The organism is Desulfovibrio porci, assembly GCF_009696265.1.
In the GTDB taxonomy this organism is placed as follows: Bacteria; Desulfobacterota; Desulfovibrionia; order Desulfovibrionales; family Desulfovibrionaceae; genus Desulfovibrio; species Desulfovibrio porci.
This window is the reverse complement of the sequence record NZ_VUMH01000011.1, coordinates 81,091-98,714: the sequence shown is the minus strand read 5'-3', so window position 1 is coordinate 98,714 and position 17,624 is coordinate 81,091. Positions and strand designations below refer to the sequence as shown.

The 17,624-nt window shown below is 61.3% G+C and carries 14 protein-coding genes; 2 read left to right on the top strand and 12 right to left on the bottom strand.

Going from position 1 to position 17,624, the window contains the following annotated elements; translation table 11 throughout:
- Positions 1 to 208: 208 nt before the first annotated feature.
- Complete coding sequence (locus FYJ44_RS10970; RefSeq protein ID WP_154512036.1) at positions 209 to 997, top strand: ParA family protein; 789 nt, start codon at positions 209 to 211, stop codon at positions 995 to 997.
- A 12-nt stretch (positions 998 to 1,009) separates the two neighbouring features.
- On the opposite strand, the gene FYJ44_RS10965 is transcribed toward FYJ44_RS10970, so the two are convergent.
- Entirely contained in the window at positions 1,010 to 1,411 is a 402-nt protein-coding gene (locus FYJ44_RS10965; protein WP_154512034.1) for a hypothetical protein, read from the bottom strand.
- Positions 1,412 to 1,799: 388 nt separating this feature from the next.
- On the opposite strand from FYJ44_RS10965, the gene FYJ44_RS10960 reads away from it, so the two are divergent.
- The gene (locus FYJ44_RS10960; RefSeq protein ID WP_154512032.1) at positions 1,800 to 2,729 is read left to right on the top strand and encodes a ParB/RepB/Spo0J family partition protein; all 930 of its coding nucleotides are present in this window, start codon (positions 1,800 to 1,802) and stop codon (positions 2,727 to 2,729) included.
- Positions 2,730 to 2,741: 12 nt separating this feature from the next.
- On the opposite strand, the gene FYJ44_RS10955 is transcribed toward FYJ44_RS10960, so the two are convergent.
- The 11 genes from FYJ44_RS10955 to gyrB all read right to left on the bottom strand — a co-directional run bounded on the left by FYJ44_RS10955 (position 2,742) and on the right by gyrB (position 17,600).
- Positions 2,742 to 4,163 (bottom strand): transcription antitermination factor NusB, encoded by a 1,422-nt coding sequence (locus FYJ44_RS10955; protein WP_288228897.1) that lies wholly within the window; start codon positions 4,161 to 4,163, stop codon positions 2,742 to 2,744.
- A complete protein-coding gene (locus tag FYJ44_RS10950; protein WP_154512030.1) occupies positions 4,160 to 4,993 on the bottom strand; it encodes a DUF116 domain-containing protein in 834 nt (277 codons plus the stop codon). The genes FYJ44_RS10955 and FYJ44_RS10950 overlap by 4 nt, the downstream gene beginning before the upstream one ends.
- A 160-nt stretch (positions 4,994 to 5,153) precedes the next feature.
- Entirely contained in the window at positions 5,154 to 6,146 is a 993-nt protein-coding gene (gene fmt, locus FYJ44_RS10945) for a methionyl-tRNA formyltransferase (protein WP_154512028.1), read from the bottom strand.
- The gene (gene def, locus FYJ44_RS10940) at positions 6,119 to 6,637 is read right to left on the bottom strand and encodes a peptide deformylase (protein ID WP_154512026.1); all 519 of its coding nucleotides are present in this window, start codon (positions 6,635 to 6,637) and stop codon (positions 6,119 to 6,121) included. The genes fmt and def overlap by 28 nt, the downstream gene beginning before the upstream one ends.
- A 14-nt stretch (positions 6,638 to 6,651) precedes the next feature.
- Positions 6,652 to 8,511, bottom strand: coding sequence for an aspartate--tRNA ligase (gene aspS / locus FYJ44_RS10935; protein ID WP_154512024.1), 1,860 nt, complete (start codon positions 8,509 to 8,511; stop codon positions 6,652 to 6,654).
- Entirely contained in the window at positions 8,504 to 9,760 is a 1,257-nt protein-coding gene (hisS, locus tag FYJ44_RS10930) for a histidine--tRNA ligase (RefSeq protein WP_154512022.1), read from the bottom strand. The genes aspS and hisS overlap by 8 nt, the downstream gene beginning before the upstream one ends.
- A gap of 141 nt (positions 9,761 to 9,901) precedes the next feature.
- Positions 9,902 to 11,302, bottom strand: coding sequence for an amidophosphoribosyltransferase (purF, locus tag FYJ44_RS10925; protein ID WP_154512020.1), 1,401 nt, complete (start codon positions 11,300 to 11,302; stop codon positions 9,902 to 9,904).
- Positions 11,303 to 11,306: 4 nt separating this feature from the next.
- Positions 11,307 to 12,116, bottom strand: coding sequence for a tetratricopeptide repeat protein (locus FYJ44_RS10920; RefSeq protein WP_229772671.1), 810 nt, complete (start codon positions 12,114 to 12,116; stop codon positions 11,307 to 11,309).
- Positions 12,109 to 14,676, bottom strand: coding sequence for a DNA gyrase subunit A (gene gyrA / locus FYJ44_RS10915; RefSeq protein ID WP_326833684.1), 2,568 nt, complete (start codon positions 14,674 to 14,676; stop codon positions 12,109 to 12,111). Before gyrA ends, FYJ44_RS10920 begins: the two co-directional genes overlap by 8 nt.
- 59 nt (positions 14,677 to 14,735) lie before the next feature.
- Entirely contained in the window at positions 14,736 to 15,050 is a 315-nt protein-coding gene (locus FYJ44_RS10910; RefSeq protein ID WP_229772670.1) for a hypothetical protein, read from the bottom strand.
- A 144-nt stretch (positions 15,051 to 15,194) separates the two neighbouring features.
- Positions 15,195 to 17,600: a DNA topoisomerase (ATP-hydrolyzing) subunit B gene (gyrB, locus tag FYJ44_RS10905; protein ID WP_154512018.1), complete on the bottom strand. Its 2,406-nt coding sequence runs from the start codon at positions 17,598 to 17,600 to the stop codon at positions 15,195 to 15,197.
- Positions 17,601 to 17,624: the final 24 nt, after the last annotated feature.

Below are 17,624 nucleotides of genomic sequence, written 5' to 3'. Positions count from 1 at the left end.
CACACACTGACGACTCGCTTGAGCCCGCAAATAAAACATACGCCTTGACGCGTTTGCCCGCCTCTTTTACAAACAACATTGTATGGCGGCGCGGTGCCTTGAAAATTGTTTCATGTGAAACACTCAAAAAACAAGGACCCAGCCGCCGGATTCAATCCCGCAGTATTAATCAGCCGGTCAGATACGCAGAGGAAGCGGAGGTCACTGTATGGCGCGCATCATTTCCATTGCCAATCAAAAAGGCGGGGTGGGCAAAACCACGACTGCCATCAATCTTTCCGCGGCCCTGGCCGTTATGGAAAAAAAAGTGCTACTGGTGGATTGCGATCCACAGGCCAACAGCACCAGCGGCCTCGGCCTGAACCAGGAAGAGTTGAGCGGCGACTTGTACAGCACGTTTTACTCGCCGGACAATATACGCCAGAGCATTGCCAAAAGCCGTACTCCCTTTCTGGATATCCTGCCGGCCAGCACCAATCTTGTCGCCGTTGAACTGGAACTGGTGGATAAAATGGCTCGCGAGTTTTACCTGGACGAATGCCTCAAGCGGGTCAACGACGACTACGAGTACATTATCCTGGACTGTCCGCCTTCACTGGGCCTGCTGACGCTCAACGCCCTTTGCGCGGCCACGGAACTGCTGATTCCCCTGCAATGCGAATTTTTTGCCCTGGAAGGCATCGTCAAATTGCTCCAGACCTACGAGCAGGTTAAAAAACGGCTCAACCCCAATCTGGCGCTGCTCGGTGTGGTGCTGACCATGTATGACATCCGCAACCGGCTCACCCGTGAAGTAAAGAATGAAGTGCGCCGTTGCTTCCCTGATCATTTGTTTGAAACGGTCATCCCCCGCAATGTGCGCCTTTCGGAAGCTCCCAGCCACGGCAAATCCATTATCCATTACGACATCAAATCCAAGGGTGCGGAAGCTTACCTGGGCCTCGCCAAGGAAGTGGTGCTGCGGCGGCCTTCCAAAAAGAGCACCGTGCTGCAATAACGCGCTAACCTGTCAGGCCTTGGGTGCAGTATGCTCCACAGCCATATGGTCACGAAAATGTTTCTGCCGGATTGTCGCGCCACAGGCCCGGCAATGAAAGACCAGCAGGCCGCCCAGGTTGGCGTTGGTCAAGCGGAAAGGATGCGCCGGGTCGTCACGCCAGTTCTGCGTGGCCGCGCCGCAATGCGGACAGTTCACAGCCGGACTGTAGGGGTAGCGGAAATCCCAGTAGTGCAAAAATTCCTCAAAAGCCGGAAGAGGTTCAACAGGCTCTTCAGAAGACGGTTTCATGAGAGAATCCAGCACCGGCCGGGCCAGGGGTTCGATTTTCCGCCAGAGTTCCCAGGGAATCTGCACAGCCTGGACATGCTTGTCGGCATCAGTGAGATAAAGCAGTTGCAACGAATCTGACATAAGAAATTCCTTCAGCTGAGAAAATGTCGCGAACAGTTAAAAGTCGCTCTCGCCGGAACAGGTTAGAGTTGAGAACTTCAGTAGCAAACACAATGAAACAAAACGCGCAAGCACTCTGTTGTCGCCAAACGCGTGCACTTATCCGCCAGAAGATGCCCCGCGCGTTAATGATTCAGCCTGAGGGCCTAAGACAGCCCAAAGAACAGGCGCCGTTAACGACAAAAGAGCCAAACGCGTGCCGCTGATGGTGATCGGCAACAACGCCGACGCGTCTTGCAGCTGAGCAAATTTTCGAAACGCACAGCCCTTCAAAAATAATCAGGTTGGAGCAGCGTGCCGCGCGACGGGGTCACTTGTCAAGGCGCGGGCAACACGACAAGGAGAAGACATGAGCAACGCAAACAAGGGTCTGGGGCGGGGCCTGGACGCGCTTTTCGGCGGGTCCGAACCGCAACGCGAAACCAAGGGCGACATCAGCCTGCTCCCGCTTACGGTATTGCGGCCCAATCCGGACCAGCCGCGCCGGCATTTTGACCCTGAAAGTCTGCGGGAACTGGCCGACTCCATCAAAGCTCAGGGCATCATTCAACCGCTGCTGGTGCGCCCGCAGAGCGACGGGACAACCTACCAGATTGTGGCCGGTGAACGCCGCTGGCGCGCCGCGCGCCTGGCCGGGCTGGCCCAGGTGCCGGTCTTCGTGCGCGAGTTGAGCGACAAGGAGGTTATGGCTGCCGCCCTGATCGAAAACCTGCAACGCGAAGACCTCAACCCCATTGAAGAGGCGCAGGCCCTGCAAGGCCTGCGCGACGCGCTGGAGCTGACCCAGGAGGAGCTGGCCGCGCGCCTCGGCAAAAGCCGTCCGGCCATTGCCAATGCCCTGCGTCTGCTGCAGTTGAGCCAAGCCGCACGTGATGATCTGCGCGGTGGAAACATCAGCGCCGGGCACGCCCGCTGCCTGCTGGGCGTGACGGATGCGGAAGCCGCCGAAGCGCTGCGCCGGCGTATCATCAGCCACGCGCTGACCGTGCGTGATGCCGAGGAAGCCGCAAGCTTCTGGCGGGAAAACCATCTCCTGCCCTGGCAGGCGGAAAACGCCTCACCGGGCGAAGCCCGTACCGAAAAAGAACCGCGCGCCCGCACGGGGCGCAAAAAAAGTGCGCAAATCCGCAGCTTGCAGGAAAATCTCAGCCAAACCTTAGCCTGCAAGGCGCTGGTCAGCGGCAATGAGCAGAATGGAAAAATCACCCTGTCCTACGCCAGCGCCGGGGAATTGCAAAACCTGCTGGCGCGTCTGGGCGTGGACCTGCCGAACGCATGAACAGGCCGCGACTCAGGCCCGGCGCAACACAGCGCCGTACATGCCCTCCAGCCAGGGGTGCGCATGGGGGGTCTGCCACTGGCGCAGCAACGCAAGCTCAGGCCGTGCCCGCAACAAGCGGGCCACGGCCTGCTCATTTTCCGCAGGGTTCAGGGTGCAGGTAATGTAAGCCAGTTCCCTGCCCGGCTGCAGCAGGCCGCCGAGCCTGTCCAGCAGGCGGCTCTGCAAATCCGCAAGCTGCTCCAGATCCGCCGGAGAGCGGCGGGAAGCCTTGCGGATGTCAGGCCGCCGCGCCAGCACGCCCAACCCGCTGCAAGGCGCGTCCAGAAGAATATGGCCGTCCCAGCGGGACAGCGGCGGCGCTGTCGCATCCGCCAGACAGACAGCCGGAGCCGGCAGGCGCAAATCCCGGCACAGACCCGGAAGATGGCGCAACCGCGACCAGGCGCGGTCCGTACTCAGGGCCACATCCACGCCGCGTTCCAAAAGAGCCGCGCTTTTACCGCCGAAACCCGCGCAGGCGTCCCAGACCTTACCCTGCCAACAGGTAAGGCCCAGCTCTTCCAAAACCAGTTGTGAACCCGCAGACTGAAAGGAAAGCGCTCCGCCGCGTCGCCAATGCTCCAGACTGTTGCCCAGCACTTCCGTGGGCAGTGCGCCCGGCGCAAAAGCCATGCCCCAGAGCCCCACAGCCTGCCCACGGCCATTTTCAGCAAGGGCAAGCAAGGCCGCGCGCAAGTCCGGCGCAAGCGCATGGCGGGCATTGATCCGCAAGCCGGTCCAGGGACGGGCGAAAGAACGCCGCATCAGGGACAGCGCGCTCTCCTCGCCGTAAGCCGCAAGCCAGAGATCCGCAAACCAACGCGGCAAACTGTAATAGCGGCAAAGGCCGTCCCATGCGCCAAAAGTCCCCCGACCAGTATCTTCGGTATAAAATTCGGGCGTATTCACAGCCGCGCCGAAACGCTGGATGGAACGCAATGCGCCGTTGGCCACTCGCGCCAGAGAGCGGCCGAAAAGGCGTTCCGCCTGCTCCACCGCGCCATGCACGGCCGCATGGTCAGGCACACGCTCCTGAAACAGCAGGGCATACACCGCAAGTACGAGAATATGCGACAGAGGAAGCGGCAGTCGTTCGGGCCGGGGCAGGACCCGTCCCAAAAGATACGCAATGCGGATTTCAGAACGCAGGCAGCCGTAAACCAGTTCGGCACAAAGATGACGTTCCTGCGACGACAACGCGTCATTCCGCCCCGGCAGGCCGGATTGCGTGTCGGCCAGGGCGGCGGCCAGGGCCTCCTGCGCGCTCAGACCCGCGCCAGTCAGCAACAGCGCGTGCAGGGCGGCTGTGCGCCCGTCGCGCGGCAATTTTTTCAAGAACCGCAACGAGGGGGCAGTGTTCCGGCCCGACAAAGCGCGCTTGCCGTTGTTCACGCCCGTCCCCTCTGGCATGCGCCCGCAGCCGTTTCTGAAAGGCCGAGAAAAAGACGGATGACCTCTTCCAGAGCCGTCAGCGGCGCCAAGGTATCCAGACAGGGACCGCAAGGCCGCTGATTGAGCACGCCAAAAACCGGCAAGGGATAGCTGTCCTGAATGCCGGAGGTCAGGTCGCGCTCACAGGCGACTGCCACAATGCAGCGCGGCCTGGTCTGGACCACAATGCGGCGGGCAATGGTGCCGCCCGTGGCAATGGCGAACTGAATGCCGTAACGGTCGCGCAGGTCCAGAAGGCTGCCCACTTGGCATTGTCCGCAACGCGCGCAAAGGTCCACCTTATGCGTCAAGCGGCGCGGGCAAACGCTGTTCTGCACGCAATGCGGCAGCAGAAGCAGCAGTTCGCTCGGGACCACAGGACGGCGCACCGCCAGCACCAGCTCATTGTTCACCTTGACAAAAGAACGCCGCACCTTGTTGCGGTCAATGCCCACAGCTTTGGCCAGCAATTCCATCAGCGGAAAAAACAGGCGGATGATCACATGCCGCACGCCGTGCATGCCGGGTAAAGGCAAGCCGGTGTAAATATGAAAAACCAGGGTCAGGCAGAGCCAGGCCAGAACCGCAATGCCCAATCCCCCCACCGCCATGCTGAGCAGCGGCAGCCAGCGCAGGCCAGCGCCCAGATCGGACCAGGGCAGGATCAGAAAAAAACAGAGCGCCAGACACAGCAAGATGCAGGAGGCCAGCATCAGGCCGATAAAAATTCGTTTGCGGCCGCCGCCGTATTGTTCGGGAGGCAGGGAATAGGGGGATTTGCGCAAGAACATGCCGCCGCCTCAATAAAAAAGACGCCTGAACTTTTTCAGGTCAGAAACAGCACAAAAAAGGGCTTCTGACGGTTTCAAGCACACAGGCCGAAGTCTGACCCGGAAAATGAAAAAAACAGCCTTAAATTGCCCGCTGTCACAGCTCCAAGACAGCGCTCTTTCAGCCAAGACGCAGGGCGCGCCCGCAGATGCCCTCGGGCAGGCCGCGCAAACGTCCGTTGATGAAATCGCGCACCGGCATATCCTTGCGGCCTTGCGGACGCACAAGGGAAAGCCGGTACCAGCAATCGCCGCAGGCCACGCTCAATCCGCGGGCATCGTGCCGCACGTCGCCGGGGTTCGCGTCTTCTGCGCTTTCCCCCACTTCGCCGGGCGCAAGCAGAAGGTGCAGCGCTTCCGCCTCGCCCGTCAGGGCAAAGGCGGCGTGCGCGCCGGGCCAGGGCGTCACGCCACGGATGCGGGCATGCACTTCCGCCGCCGGGCGCTCCCAGTCTATGTAGCCGTCTTCCTTGCTGATCTTGGCCGCATAATCGGCACGGCTTTCGTCCTGCTCACGCGCCACGGCCCGACCGTCCAGCAGATCATTCAACACGCGGACCAGCAGATCAGCGCCCAGATGAGCCAGGGCGTCATGCAGGCTGCCCGCCGTGTGCTCGCCAATGGGCAGGGCAGCGTCGGCATAGACCGGTCCGGCGTCCAGACGGCTGGCCACCCGCATGATGGCGACCCCGCTTTGCGCGGCAGGTCCCCAATTTTCCATGATCGCGCGCTGAATGGGCGCGGCGCCGCGATAACGCGGCAAAAGCGAGGCATGCACGTTGATCGGGGCCAGACGCGGCGCAGCCAGCACGGCGTCCGGCAAAATCAGACCATACGCGGCCACGACCAGCACGTCCGCCTGCAGAGCGGACAGTTCCGCCTGAGCCTCGGCGTTTTTCAGGCTCTGCGGCTGCAGCACCGGCAGGTCCAGTTCCTGCGCCAGCCGCTTGACCGGAGAGGGCGTCAGCTTATGGCCGCGCCCGGCGGGACGGTCCGGCTGGGTATAGACCGCAACAATCTCGCCGCGCGGCCATTGCGCAAGCGCCTTGAGGATCACCGCCGCGAAATCCGGCGTGCCCATGAAGACTAGGCGGCATTTTTGCGCTTGAGCCATTTTTTTACCTTGCTGTCATACAGCGTGCGCCGCAGACGGCTGATCCTGTCAATGAACAGCACGCCGTCCAGATGGTCGGCTTCGTGCTGGACAACAATGGCCGGAAAACCCTCCAGTTCTTCCGCAATGCTGTTCCCGTCGAGGTCCATGGCCTTGAGCAGAACGCGGCTCTTGCGGATCACGTCCGCACGGTAATTCAGGGGCACGGACAGGCAGCCCTCCAACTCGCTGACCACATCCTCGCCGGAAAGCTCCAGCACGGGATTGATCAGCACGCGGGGCTGCTTTTCCTCATCCTTGCCCGCCGGGTCCATGACCAGCATGCGTATATTGCGGCCCACCTGCGGCGCGGCCAGACCCACGCCGGGCGCGGCGTACATGGTTTCCAGCATGTCGGCGGCCAGACGGCGGATCTCGTCCGTCACTTCCGCCACAGGCTCGCACGGCTGCTTCAGGCGCGGGTCGGGATAGGTCACAATATCAAGAATCATGCTTGAGGCTCTCCTTAGGCCTGAGCCACGCCGCCGCCCTGTTTGGCCTCGCCTTCCTTGGCGGGCTGCTCACGCAGGCGCAGGCCCAGTTCACGCAGCTGCTTGGCCGCCACCGGGGCCGGAGCCTCGGTCAGCAGGCAGGTGGCCTTCTGGGTTTTGGGGAAGGCGATAACGTCGCGGATGCTGGACGCCCCGGCCAGCAGCATGACCAGACGGTCCAGGCCGAAAGCCAGCCCGCCGTGCGGCGGCGCGCCCTGCTCCAGCGCCTGGATCAGGAAGCCGAACTGCGCCTCTGCCTGCTCCGGCGTAAAGCCAAGCGCTTCAAACATCCGCCGCTGCACGTCGCCGGAATGGATGCGGATGGAACCGCCGCCCACTTCATTGCCGTTGAGCACCATATCGTAGGCGCGGGCACGGGCCTTGGCCGGATCGCTGCTCATCAGTTCCAGATGGCCGGACGCGGGCGAGGTGAAGGGATGGTGGCAGGCCACAAAGCGCTTTTCCTCCTGGTCGTACTCATAGAGGGGAAAATCCGTGACCCAGAGAAAGTTAAAGCTGTTTTCCGGAATAAGTTTGAGCTGCCCGGCCAGATGCACGCGCAAATTGCCCAGAGCCGCGTTGACCATATCCGGTTCGCCGGCCTGGAAAAAGACGATGTCGCCCACCTGAAGATCAAGGGCTTCCGCAATGCCCTTGCGTTCCTCATCGGACAAAAACTTGGCGATGGGTGACTGCCATTCGTCGGCCTTGATCTTGATCCAGGCCAGGCCCTGCGCGCCGTAAATCTTCACAAATTCGGTGAAGGCGTCAATTTCCTTGCGGGTCAAGGATTCGCCGCCCGGCACCTTCATGCCCTTGACCAGTCTGGCCTGAGCGAAGAGCTTGAAGCCCGAACCGCGCACAATCTCGGTGATATCCTTGAGTTCCAGGCCGAAACGCGTATCCGGCTTGTCCACGCCGTAACGCTCCATGGCTTCATCCCAGCGCATGCGCGGGAACGGAAGGCTGAGCTCCCTGCCCATGACTTCCTTGAAGACGCGGGCCATGAGGCCTTCGGCCATGGACATGACCTTTTCCTCGTCCACAAAGCTCATTTCAATATCCACCTGGGTGAACTCGGGCTGGCGGTCAGCGCGCAAATCCTCGTCGCGGAAACAGCGCACGATCTGGAAATACCGGTCCAGACCGGAAACCATCAGCATCTGCTTGAAAAGCTGCGGAGACTGCGGCAGGGCGTAAAATTCGCCGGGGTTCAAACGGCTGGGCACCAGAAAATCGCGCGCCCCTTCGGGCGTGGACTTGGTCAGCACCGGAGTTTCCACTTCCACAAAGCCGCCCTCGTCCAGATAGCGACGGATGGTCTGGGCCACCTTGTGCCGCAGGCGCAGATTTTCCTGCATGCGCGGACGGCGCAGATCCAGATAGCGCCAGGCCAGGCGCAGGTTCTCGCCCGCATCGCAACGATCCTCAATGGGAAAAGGCGGCGTCTTGGAGGTGTTCAGCAGCTTCCACTCATAGGCCACCACTTCGATTTCACCGGTGACCATTGTGCTGTTGACCATACCCTCGGGCCGGGGACGCACCTTGCCCTTGACGGCCAGCACGTATTCGGAACGCAGGATATGCGCGTTTTCATGGGCCGCCGGGGCGATATCAGGACTGAAAACCACCTGGGTCAAACCGTCGCGGTCGCGCAGGTCCACAAAAATCAGGCCGCCGTGGTCGCGCCGGTACTGCACCCAGCCCATCAGGCAGACCTCGGCCGTGTCGTCGGCCAGGGTCAGCTGACCGCAGGTGTGACTGCGCTGCCAGTCGCCCAAGTCTTCAATAAATTTCTGATGTTCCTGCTGTATGTCCTGCGTTTGCTCAGTCATTGGCTGTTCCCGTTTGCAGATAAAGGATTGCGTCGGCCTGCGGCAGGCTGCGCTGCTCGCCGCTGTCCAGATGTTTGATGCTCACGTCGTCCTTGGCCGCTTCGTCCGGTCCGATAATCAGGCAGTAGCGCGCGCCGGATTTGCCCGCCTGGCGCATCAGGCTTTTGAAGCCGCCCGCGCTGAAATTCATTTCTCCGCGCAATCCGGCGGCGCGCAGTTTCTGGGCCAGGGCAAAGGCCTGCGCGCGACCGGCCTCTTCCATGCCCAGCAGATAAAAATCGGGCCGCTGTTCCGCGCCGTCGCCCAGAAGCAAGGCCAGGCGCTCCATGCCGCAGGCAAAGCCCACGCCGGGCACATCCGGTCCGCCAAGGCTCTTGATCAGACCGTCATAGCGGCCGCCGCCGGCCACCGCAGATTGCGCGCCGATGCTCCCGCTTACCACCTCAAAGGTGGTCCGGCAATAGTAGTCCAGCCCGCGCACCAGGCGGTGATCCAGCTCCAGCGGCAGATCTTCAGCGCGCAGCATGGCCAGCACGGTTTCAAAATGGGCCTTGCACTCAGGGCAATTATAGTCCAGCAGTTTGGGCGCATTGTCGGTCAGGGCGCGACAGCCGGGCTGCTTGCAGTCCAGCACGCGCAACGGATTGCTCTCCACGCGGCGGGCGCAGTCCGGGCAAAGCGCATTGCGGTCCACCCCTTGCAGATACTCCAGCAAGGCTTCCTTGAAGCGCGGACGGCATTCCGCGCAGCCCAGGGAGTTGAGCTTGAGGGTCAGTTCCCCAAGGCCCAGGGCGCGCAGAAAACGCATCAGCATGATGATCAGTTCCGCATCGGCCAGAGGGCTTTGCGACCCCAGGCATTCACAGTTGATCTGATGGAACTGGCGCATGCGGCCCTTCTGGGGTCGCTCGTAACGGAACATGGGGCCGGTGGTGAAAAGACGGCTGACCGACTCGCGGTTGGCCAGGCCCGCTTCGATATAGGCGCGCATGACCCCGGCCGTGGCTTCGGGGCGCAAGGTCAGGGAACGCCCCTTGCGGTCCGGAAATGTGTACATCTCTTTCTGCACAACGTCGGTTTCTTCACCGATGGAGCGCTGGAAGAGTTCGGTAAATTCCAGGAGCGGCGTACGCAATTCCACAAAACCGTAGCGGCCGAAAATATCCCGCGCGCAGTTTTCCATACGGGTGAAATTGTCGCTCTGGGGCGGAAACATGTCCGCAAAACCCTTGATGCGTGCAATGCTCATACTGTCCTCTGCTGATCTCTATCGACCCTTGAAGCCGTAGCGGCCCTCTATCTTGTCGGCGCGGCGGCGTCAAGCCGGATGGCGTACTGCCGGAAGAGCCATGTGGGGGAAAGGGACACTTTTGAAAAAGTGTAAAAGGCCCTATCGGGCGCCGCAGACCCCTTCCAGCCGATACTTCCCGCACTCCTCGCAGGGCACGGGGTATTCGCCGGTGAAACAGGCCAGACAATAGCTGTCCGAATGCATAACCGAGCGCAGCAGGCCGTCGATGCTCAGATAATGCAGGGAATCCACGTCCAGGCGACTGACGATTTCCGGCAGGCTGCACTGGGCCGCGATGAGTTCGCCGCGCGAGGAAAAATCAATGCCGTAATGGCAGGGATATTTGACCGGCGGACAGGAAATCCGGATATGCACTTCTTTGGCCCCCAGTTCACGCAGCTTTTTCACGCGGGTGATCATGGTGGTGCCGCGCACGATGGAGTCGTCCACAATGCAGATCCTCTTGCCCTCGATCATGGCCCGCACCGGATTGATCTTTACCCGCACGCCGAAATTGCGCATGCTCTGCGTGGGCTGGATGAAGGTGCGCCCCACATAGTGGTTGCGGATCATGGCGTGTTCATAGGGCAGTTCCGCGCACTGGGCGAAGCCCACAGCCGAATAGACCCCGGAATCCGGAAAGGGCAGCACAAAATCCACGTCCGGCGTGGATTCGTGGGCCAGTTGCCAGCCCATCTGCTTGCGGCAGAGATAGACCTGCTCGTTGAAGACATAGGAATCGGGCCGGGCGAAATACACCAGTTCAAAGATGCACTGGCGCGGTTTCTCGGGCAGCGGCCCGCGCAACTGCTCGCTACGCTCGCCTTCAGCGTCCACAATGACCATCTCGCCGGGCTCCACCGAGCGCTCGTACTCGGCTTCCAGCAGATCGAACGCGCAGGTTTCTGAGGCGAAGACCGGCCTGCCGTCCAGACGGCCCAGAGCCAGGGGATGGAAGCCGAAAGGATCGCGCACGGCGACCAGGGTCGAACCGGCCAGCACCAGCAGGCAATAGGCCCCGCGCACCCGGGAGCAGGCTTCGCGCACGGCCTCGGGCAGATTATGCCGACGCAGGGCCCGCACCAGCAGATGCATGAAAACTTCCGTGTCGTTGCCGGTGGAAAAGATGGCCCCCTCATTTTCCAGCTCTTCGCGCAATTCTCCGGCATTGACCAGATTGCCGTTGTGGGCCAGGGCGATGTCCCGGCCCTTGTAATGGGCCAAGAAGGGCTGGGCGTTGCAACTGGAGGAGCGGCCCGTGGTGGAATAGCGCACGTGGCCCACCGCAGTGCGGCCGGTGAGAGAGCGCAGGCTGGTTTCCGTAAAAACGTCGGGCACCAGACCCATGCCCTTGTGCTCATGCACGCCGTCCGTGTCCTGGGTGACGATGCCCGCGCTTTCCTGGCCCCGGTGCTGCTGAGCGTACAGGCCGAAATACGCCAGACGGGCCGCGTCATCATGCTCATAAATGCCGAAAAGGCCACATTCATGCCGAATCATATTCTTATTTCGCCTGCTTCTTCAGTTTATTGCGCAAATGCGCAATGCGATTGTCCATGACCGACGGATTGGGATATTCGTCGCGCGCCAGTTCAAATTGTTTGAGGGCTTCCGCGCCCTTGCCCAGTTGTTCCAGGGCGTCGCCCAGCAGATAGCCGCTCAGACCCCGCAGCTCCTTGTCCGGCCCGCTGTCCAGAATCTGCTGGCAGAGGTCCGCCACTTCCTGCCAGCGTTCGCGGGCCATATTCTGATCCGCCAGATCATACATGCACATCATCTTGTCATGGTCCCGCAGAGGCAGCGCCAGACATTGCTGAAGGGTTTCCTCGCCCGCCTCAAAACGCCGCTGGCTGAACTGCACGGAGGCCAAATGGCGGTAGCCTTCCACGGTTTCCCGCGGCGTCAGGCCCGCCAGGCCGATATAGGCGCTCCAGGCGTCCGCCGCCCGCTCATAGCGCCGCAGGCTTTCGTTGAGGCGGCCCATGCGCTCCAGAACCAGTTTGACGCGGGCGTCGTCGTCCGCGTATTCCGCCAGCATGGCTTCCAGGTAATCCAGGGTGGCGCGGGCTTCCGGATTGGCGGAATTGACCACGGTCAGCAATTGCTGCCAGGCCTCCCAGCGCTTGTCCGGGCTCTGCTCTTCACGCAGACAGCGTTCCAGCAGGCGCTCGGCCAAGGGCCAGTTGCGTTCGGCCACCGCCGTACGCGCCGCGCTGAGGTCGTCCGCCAGTAGCGCGTTCTGTTCGCAGCCGACGGCCAGACAGGCCCAGAGGACCAGTGCCGTCGGCAGAAGGACGAACGGAACCTTAGGCATCACCGTCCTGATCCGTCTCGTCAGCGGAATTTGCGGAATTTGCGGAATCGGGACCGGAAACGCCAGTGGACGGCGCGTCTTCCTCCGCATCCAGCTCCACGCTGAGGTCGCGGCCGGTCTGGCCGCCCTCGTCCACGCGGTCAAAGCCCACCACGCGCCCGCCTTCGTCTAGGCGCACCAGCATCACGCCCATGGTGGCTCGGCCCTTGCTGCGCACTTCATCCACGCCGATACGTACGATCTTGTTGGACGACGTCAGCAGAATCAGGCCGTCGTTGTCCCGCACGGGCATGGCGCCCACCACCGGGCCGGTCTTGCCCGTGACCTTGAAGTTGATGATGCCCTTGCCGCCGCGCGACTGCAAACGGTAGAGATCCACCCTGGTGCGCTTGCCGTAGCCGTTGGCCGAAATGGACATGATTTCCGTGGTCTGGTCCACATCCTTGAGAATCACCCCGGCCACCACGCTGTCCTGGCGGCGCAGGGCAATGCCCTTGACGCCCGTGGCCACCCGGCCCATGGGCCGGATATCCCCGCAGGAGAAGCGGATGGCGAAGCCGTCCGCCGTGGCCAGCACAATGTGGTTGTCCTCGCGGATGGGCCGCACCACCACCAGTTCGTCGTCCTCGCGCAGACCCACGGCCATCAGCCCGGTCTTGCGGCAACGGGCGTAAAGCGAGGCCGAGGAGCGCTTGACCATGCCGCGCCGGGTCACGAAGAGGAAATACTTGTCCTCGGCGAACTCGCGCAGGGCCAGCACCGTGGTGACCCATTCGCCCTCTTCCAGGGGCAGCAGGTTGTTGATGTGCACGCCCTTGGCCGTGCGGCTGCCTTCGGGCACCTGGTGCACCTTGAGCTGGTGCATGCGGCCCTTGTTGGTGAACAGGCAGAGATATTGATGATTGGTGGTGGTCAGGAATTCCTGCACATAATCGTCGTCCGAGGTGTGCAGGGCCGCAATACCCTTGCCCCCGCGCTTCTGCTGCTGGTAGTTTTCCAGATTGGTGCGCTTCATGTAGCCGCGGCGGGACAAAGTGATAACCACTTCCTCGTCCGGAATAAGATCCTCGATGTCGATGCCGGTCAGGGCCTCGGTGAGCACTTCCGTGCGCCGGGGCGTGGCGAAGGTTTCGCGGATCTCGCGGATCTCGCGCTTCATCTCGTTGCGCAGCACTTCTGCATTGTCCAGCACGGACTTGTAGAATTCAATTTTCTGCAAAAGATCCTTGTACTCGGCCAGCAATTCCTCGCGCTGCAGACCGGTGAGACGTTGCAGGCGCATGTCCAGAATGGCCCGGGCCTGAATTTCGGACAGTTCAAAGGTCGCCATAAGGCCCTGGCGGGCTTCGTCCGGATTGGCCGACGCGCGGATCAGGGCCACCACCTCGTCGATGTGGTCGATGGCGATGCGCAGGCCTTCCAGAATATGGGCCCTGGCCTCGGCCTTTTCCAGGTCATAACGGGTTCGGCGGATGACCACCTCGCGCCGGTGGTCCACAAAGCAGGACAAGGCGGTCTTGAGATTGAGCAGGGCCGGTCTGTTATCCAACACGGCCAGCATATTGATGCCGAAGCTGGTTTCCAGGGGCGTGAATTTGTACAGGGCATTGACCACAATGTCCGGAATCACCCCGCGTTTGAGGTCAATGACCACGCGGATGCCCTTGCGGTCCGATTCATCGCGCAAATCCGCAATGCCGTCGATTTTGCGGTCATTGACCAGGGCCGCGATTTTTTCCACCAGGCTGGATTTGTTCAGGCCGTAAGGAATTTCCCTGATGACGATGGCCTGAAGGCCTTTTTTGCGCTCTTCAATTTCCACCCGGCCGCGCACTTTCACCGTGCCGCGGCCCGTATGGTAGGCGTCGTACAGACCTTTGCCCGCGTAGACGAAACCGGAAGTGGGAAAATCCGGCCCCTTCACGTATTCCATGAGGTCGTCCACGCTGCACTGGGGATTGTCCAGCAGCAGTTGGAGCGCGTCGCAGAGTTCGCCCAGATTGTGCGGCGGAATGTTGGTGGCCATACCCACGGCAATGCCCGAAGAGCCGTTGAGCAGCAGGTTGGGCACCTTGGTGGGCATCACCGAGGGTTCCTGCAGGGTATTGTCGTAGTTGGGCCGGAAATCCACGGTATTCTTGTCCAGGTCGCCCAGAAATTCCTGGGCCAGCCGGGACATGCGCACTTCCGTGTAACGCATGGCCGCCGCCGAGTCGCCGTCGATGGAACCGAAGTTGCCCTGGCCGTCCACCAGGGGATCGCGCATGGAAAATTCCTGCGCCATGCGCACCAGGGCGTCATAGACCGCCGAATCGCCGTGCGGGTGATACTTACCGATGACGTCACCGACGATGCGCGCGGATTTCTTGTGCGGCCGGTTGTAATTGTTGGCCAGTTCGTACTGGGCGAACATGATCCGCCGGTGCACGGGCTTCAGGCCGTCGCGGGCGTCCGGAATGGCGCGCCCGATGATGACCGAAAGGGAATACTCCAGATAGGACTGGCGGAGTTCTTTTTCTATGTTGATTTGCGGATGCTGTCCGTCTTGCACTTCAGACACGTTGGCCTCGCGGGTAGAATATCAACCGTGGCCGCGCAGCGCGCGACCGGCAAAATAACTCAGGCTCCTATAAAAAACCTGCCCCATCCATAAAGAAGCAAAAGCAGGGCGCCTTCGCTCAGACATACGCGGCACACGGCCCGGAACAGCTTTCCGGCATGCGCCCCGTAGCGTGACGCCATGAACATAAACACCAGAATATTGCTGAACAGGACGGCCACCACCGCCGGAAAAACAAAATCATACGCCCTGGGCCAGACTTCCAGCCGGATGGTCAGCACAAGGCACATGGCCGCGCAGAGCAGCCAGCCGCCCACGGCCGTCAGCCAGGACAGCCAGCCTCCGGAGGATTTTTCTTCGGTTTTCATTTTCATGCCTGTTCGCCCGGCGCTGTCTAGAGCATGTAACACTTGAAATGCTCGCTTACGACGTGCAAAGCCCGCCTACTCGCATTTCGTGGCAAGAAGTTGCACACAAATCCTTACAGAGCGGTTGGCGCATTTCATGCGTGAACCGCTCTAAATATCCAGATCCTGCACGGCCAGGGCGTTGCGCTCAATGAAGTCGCGGCGCGGCTCCACGCGGTCGCCCATCAATTCCTCAAAGGCGTCGGAGGCGGAAATGGCGTCCTCCACCGAAACCTGCAAAAGAATCCGGTTGTCCGGGTTCATGGTGGTCACCCAGAGCTGGTCCGGGTTCATTTCGCCCAGACCCTTGTAGCGCTGGATGTTGAGGCCCCTGCGGGCCTCGTCCAGCACCATCCGCAGAAGCTGGAAGACATTGTCGGCCACGGCTTCGCCGTCCTTGCGCCTGAGGGTGAAGGACAGGCCCCCGCATTCCTCGCGCAGTTCGGAAAAAAGCTGCCAGGTCTGGCGGTAGAGACGGGAAGCGAAAAACTCCATGCCACGCCGGGTGTGGTGGCTGCCGGTGCTTTCAAAAATCGCGAACAGGCGTTCCTCGTCATCTTCCTCGCTGTGTTCGCGCTCCAGGGTCAGCAGATAGCCGTGCTCATTGAGCCAGGCTGTAAATTCGCTGTTCTGGTCCTCCAGCATACCGGCTTCCACCCTCACCGGATAAGTAGTCAATGCCAGGAAGAGATCACGCGGGGTTCCGGCCCCTTCGGCGTCGTTCACGCGCTGTTCCAGTTTCTCGATACGGCGCATGAGGCTGATCAACGGCTCGCCGCTGAAGCTTTTGCCGTTGCGGGCCACAATACTGACGTCCTCGCTGACTCGCGAGAGCAGAAAGTCGTTGAGCTCCGCGTCATCCTTGATGAACTTTTCCATACGCGAATTGTGCGCGCGGTAGAGCGGCGGCTGGGCGATATAGACAAAACCCTTTTCGACCATTTCCTGATACTGGCGGAAGAAGAAGGTCAGCAGCAGGGTGCGGATGTGCGCGCCGTCCACGTCGGCGTCGGTCATGATGATGATCTTGTGATAGCGCAGCTTTTCCAGGTCCGTGTCGTCCTGAATGCCCGCGCCCATGGCCGTGATCAGGGCTTTGACTTCCTTGTTGGCCAGCATGCGGTCAAAGCGGGTGCGCTCGGTGTTCAGAATCTTGCCGCGCAGGGGCAGGATAGCCTGATTTTTGGGATTGCGGCCCTGTTTGGCGGAACCGCCTGCGGAATCGCCCTCCACGATGAAAAGTTCCGATTCCACGGGGTCCTTGCTCTGGCAGTCGGCCAGCTTGCCGGGCAGGGCGTTGTCCGACAGCGCGCCCTTGCGCCGCACCAGTTCCTTGGCCCGGCGGGCCGCGTCCCTGGCCCTGGCCGCGTCCACGGCCTTGTCGATGATCAGCCGGATATCCTTGGGATTTTCCTCAAAATAGACGTTCAGACGGTCATAGACCACCCCGGCCACCAGGCCGGCCACCTCGCTGTTGCCCAGCTTGGTTTTGGTCTGGCCCTCGAACTGCGGCTGGGGCAGCTTGACGCTGATCACCGCCGTGAGTCCCTCGCGCACGTCGTCGCCGGACAGAGCCGTGTTTTTCAGCTTTTTGACCAGATCCTGCTGTCCCTTGATATAGCCGTTGATGGCCCTAGTCAGCGCCGTGCGGAAGCCCACCAGATGGGTGCCGCCTTCCTTGGTGCGGATGTTGTTGGCAAAGGTGAGGATATTTTCCTTGTACCCGGCGTTGTATTGCAGGGCAAAATCCACACTGACGTTTTCTATCACGCCCTCGCCGAAAATAATCGAATGGATGCCCTGCTCGCCGGAATTGAGATCCGCCACAAACTGGCGTATGCCGCCCTCGGCGTGGAAAATGTGGGTTTCACCGATGCGCTCGTCAATGCACTCGATGATCAGGCCCCTGTTCAGATAGGCCAGTTCCTCAAAACGCTTTTTCAGCGTTTCGTAGGAAAATTCGAGCACCTCGAAGATTTCCTCGTCCGGTTTGAAACGGACCGTGGTGCCGTGGCCCTCCACATCCTCGCCGATGACCGCGAGTTGGTCCTGCGGCACGCCGCGCGCGTAATGCTGGCGATAGCGCTTGCCGTCACGTCGCACCGTGACGGTCAGCTCCTCGGAAAGCGCGTTGACGCAGGACACGCCCACACCGTGCAGGCCGCCGGACACCTTGTAGCTGGTGTTGTCGAACTTGCCGCCGGCGTGCAGCTTGGTCATGACCACCTGGACGGCGGGCACGCCTTCCTTGGGATGGATGTCCACCGGAATGCCGCGCCCGTCGTCACGCACGGTCACGGAATTGTCCGCATGCAGGATGACCGTGATCCGCGAACAATACCCGGCCATGGCTTCGTCGATGGAGTTGTCCACCACTTCGTAAACCAGATGATGCAGGCCGCGCCCGTCCGTGGAGCCGATATACATGGCCGGACGCTTGCGCACGGCGGAAAGGCCTTCCAGAATGGTAATGGACGAGGCAGTATAGTTGCCGTTGCCGGAGGTTTCAGGGACCATCAATATTTCCTTTCTTAAAGCTCG

Coding starts and splice junctions, on each gene's coding strand:
- hisS (WP_154512022.1), bottom strand. CDS start 9,760: ATGAGCATTGCACGCATCAAGGGTTTTGCGGACATGTTTCCGCCCCAG.
- gyrB (WP_154512018.1), bottom strand. CDS start 17,600: ATGGTCCCTGAAACCTCCGGCAACGGCAACTATACTGCCTCGTCCATT.
- FYJ44_RS10960 (WP_154512032.1), top strand. CDS start 1,800: ATGAGCAACGCAAACAAGGGTCTGGGGCGGGGCCTGGACGCGCTTTTC.
- FYJ44_RS10910 (WP_229772670.1), bottom strand. CDS start 15,050: ATGAAAATGAAAACCGAAGAAAAATCCTCCGGAGGCTGGCTGTCCTGG.
- purF (WP_154512020.1), bottom strand. CDS start 11,302: ATGATTCGGCATGAATGTGGCCTTTTCGGCATTTATGAGCATGATGAC.
- fmt (WP_154512028.1), bottom strand. CDS start 6,146: ATGGCTCAAGCGCAAAAATGCCGCCTAGTCTTCATGGGCACGCCGGAT.
- FYJ44_RS10965 (WP_154512034.1), bottom strand. CDS start 1,411: ATGTCAGATTCGTTGCAACTGCTTTATCTCACTGATGCCGACAAGCAT.
- FYJ44_RS10950 (WP_154512030.1), bottom strand. CDS start 4,993: ATGTTCTTGCGCAAATCCCCCTATTCCCTGCCTCCCGAACAATACGGC.
- FYJ44_RS10970 (WP_154512036.1), top strand. CDS start 209: ATGGCGCGCATCATTTCCATTGCCAATCAAAAAGGCGGGGTGGGCAAA.
- def (WP_154512026.1), bottom strand. CDS start 6,637: ATGATTCTTGATATTGTGACCTATCCCGACCCGCGCCTGAAGCAGCCG.
- FYJ44_RS10920 (WP_229772671.1), bottom strand. CDS start 12,116: ATGCCTAAGGTTCCGTTCGTCCTTCTGCCGACGGCACTGGTCCTCTGG.
- aspS (WP_154512024.1), bottom strand. CDS start 8,511: ATGACTGAGCAAACGCAGGACATACAGCAGGAACATCAGAAATTTATT.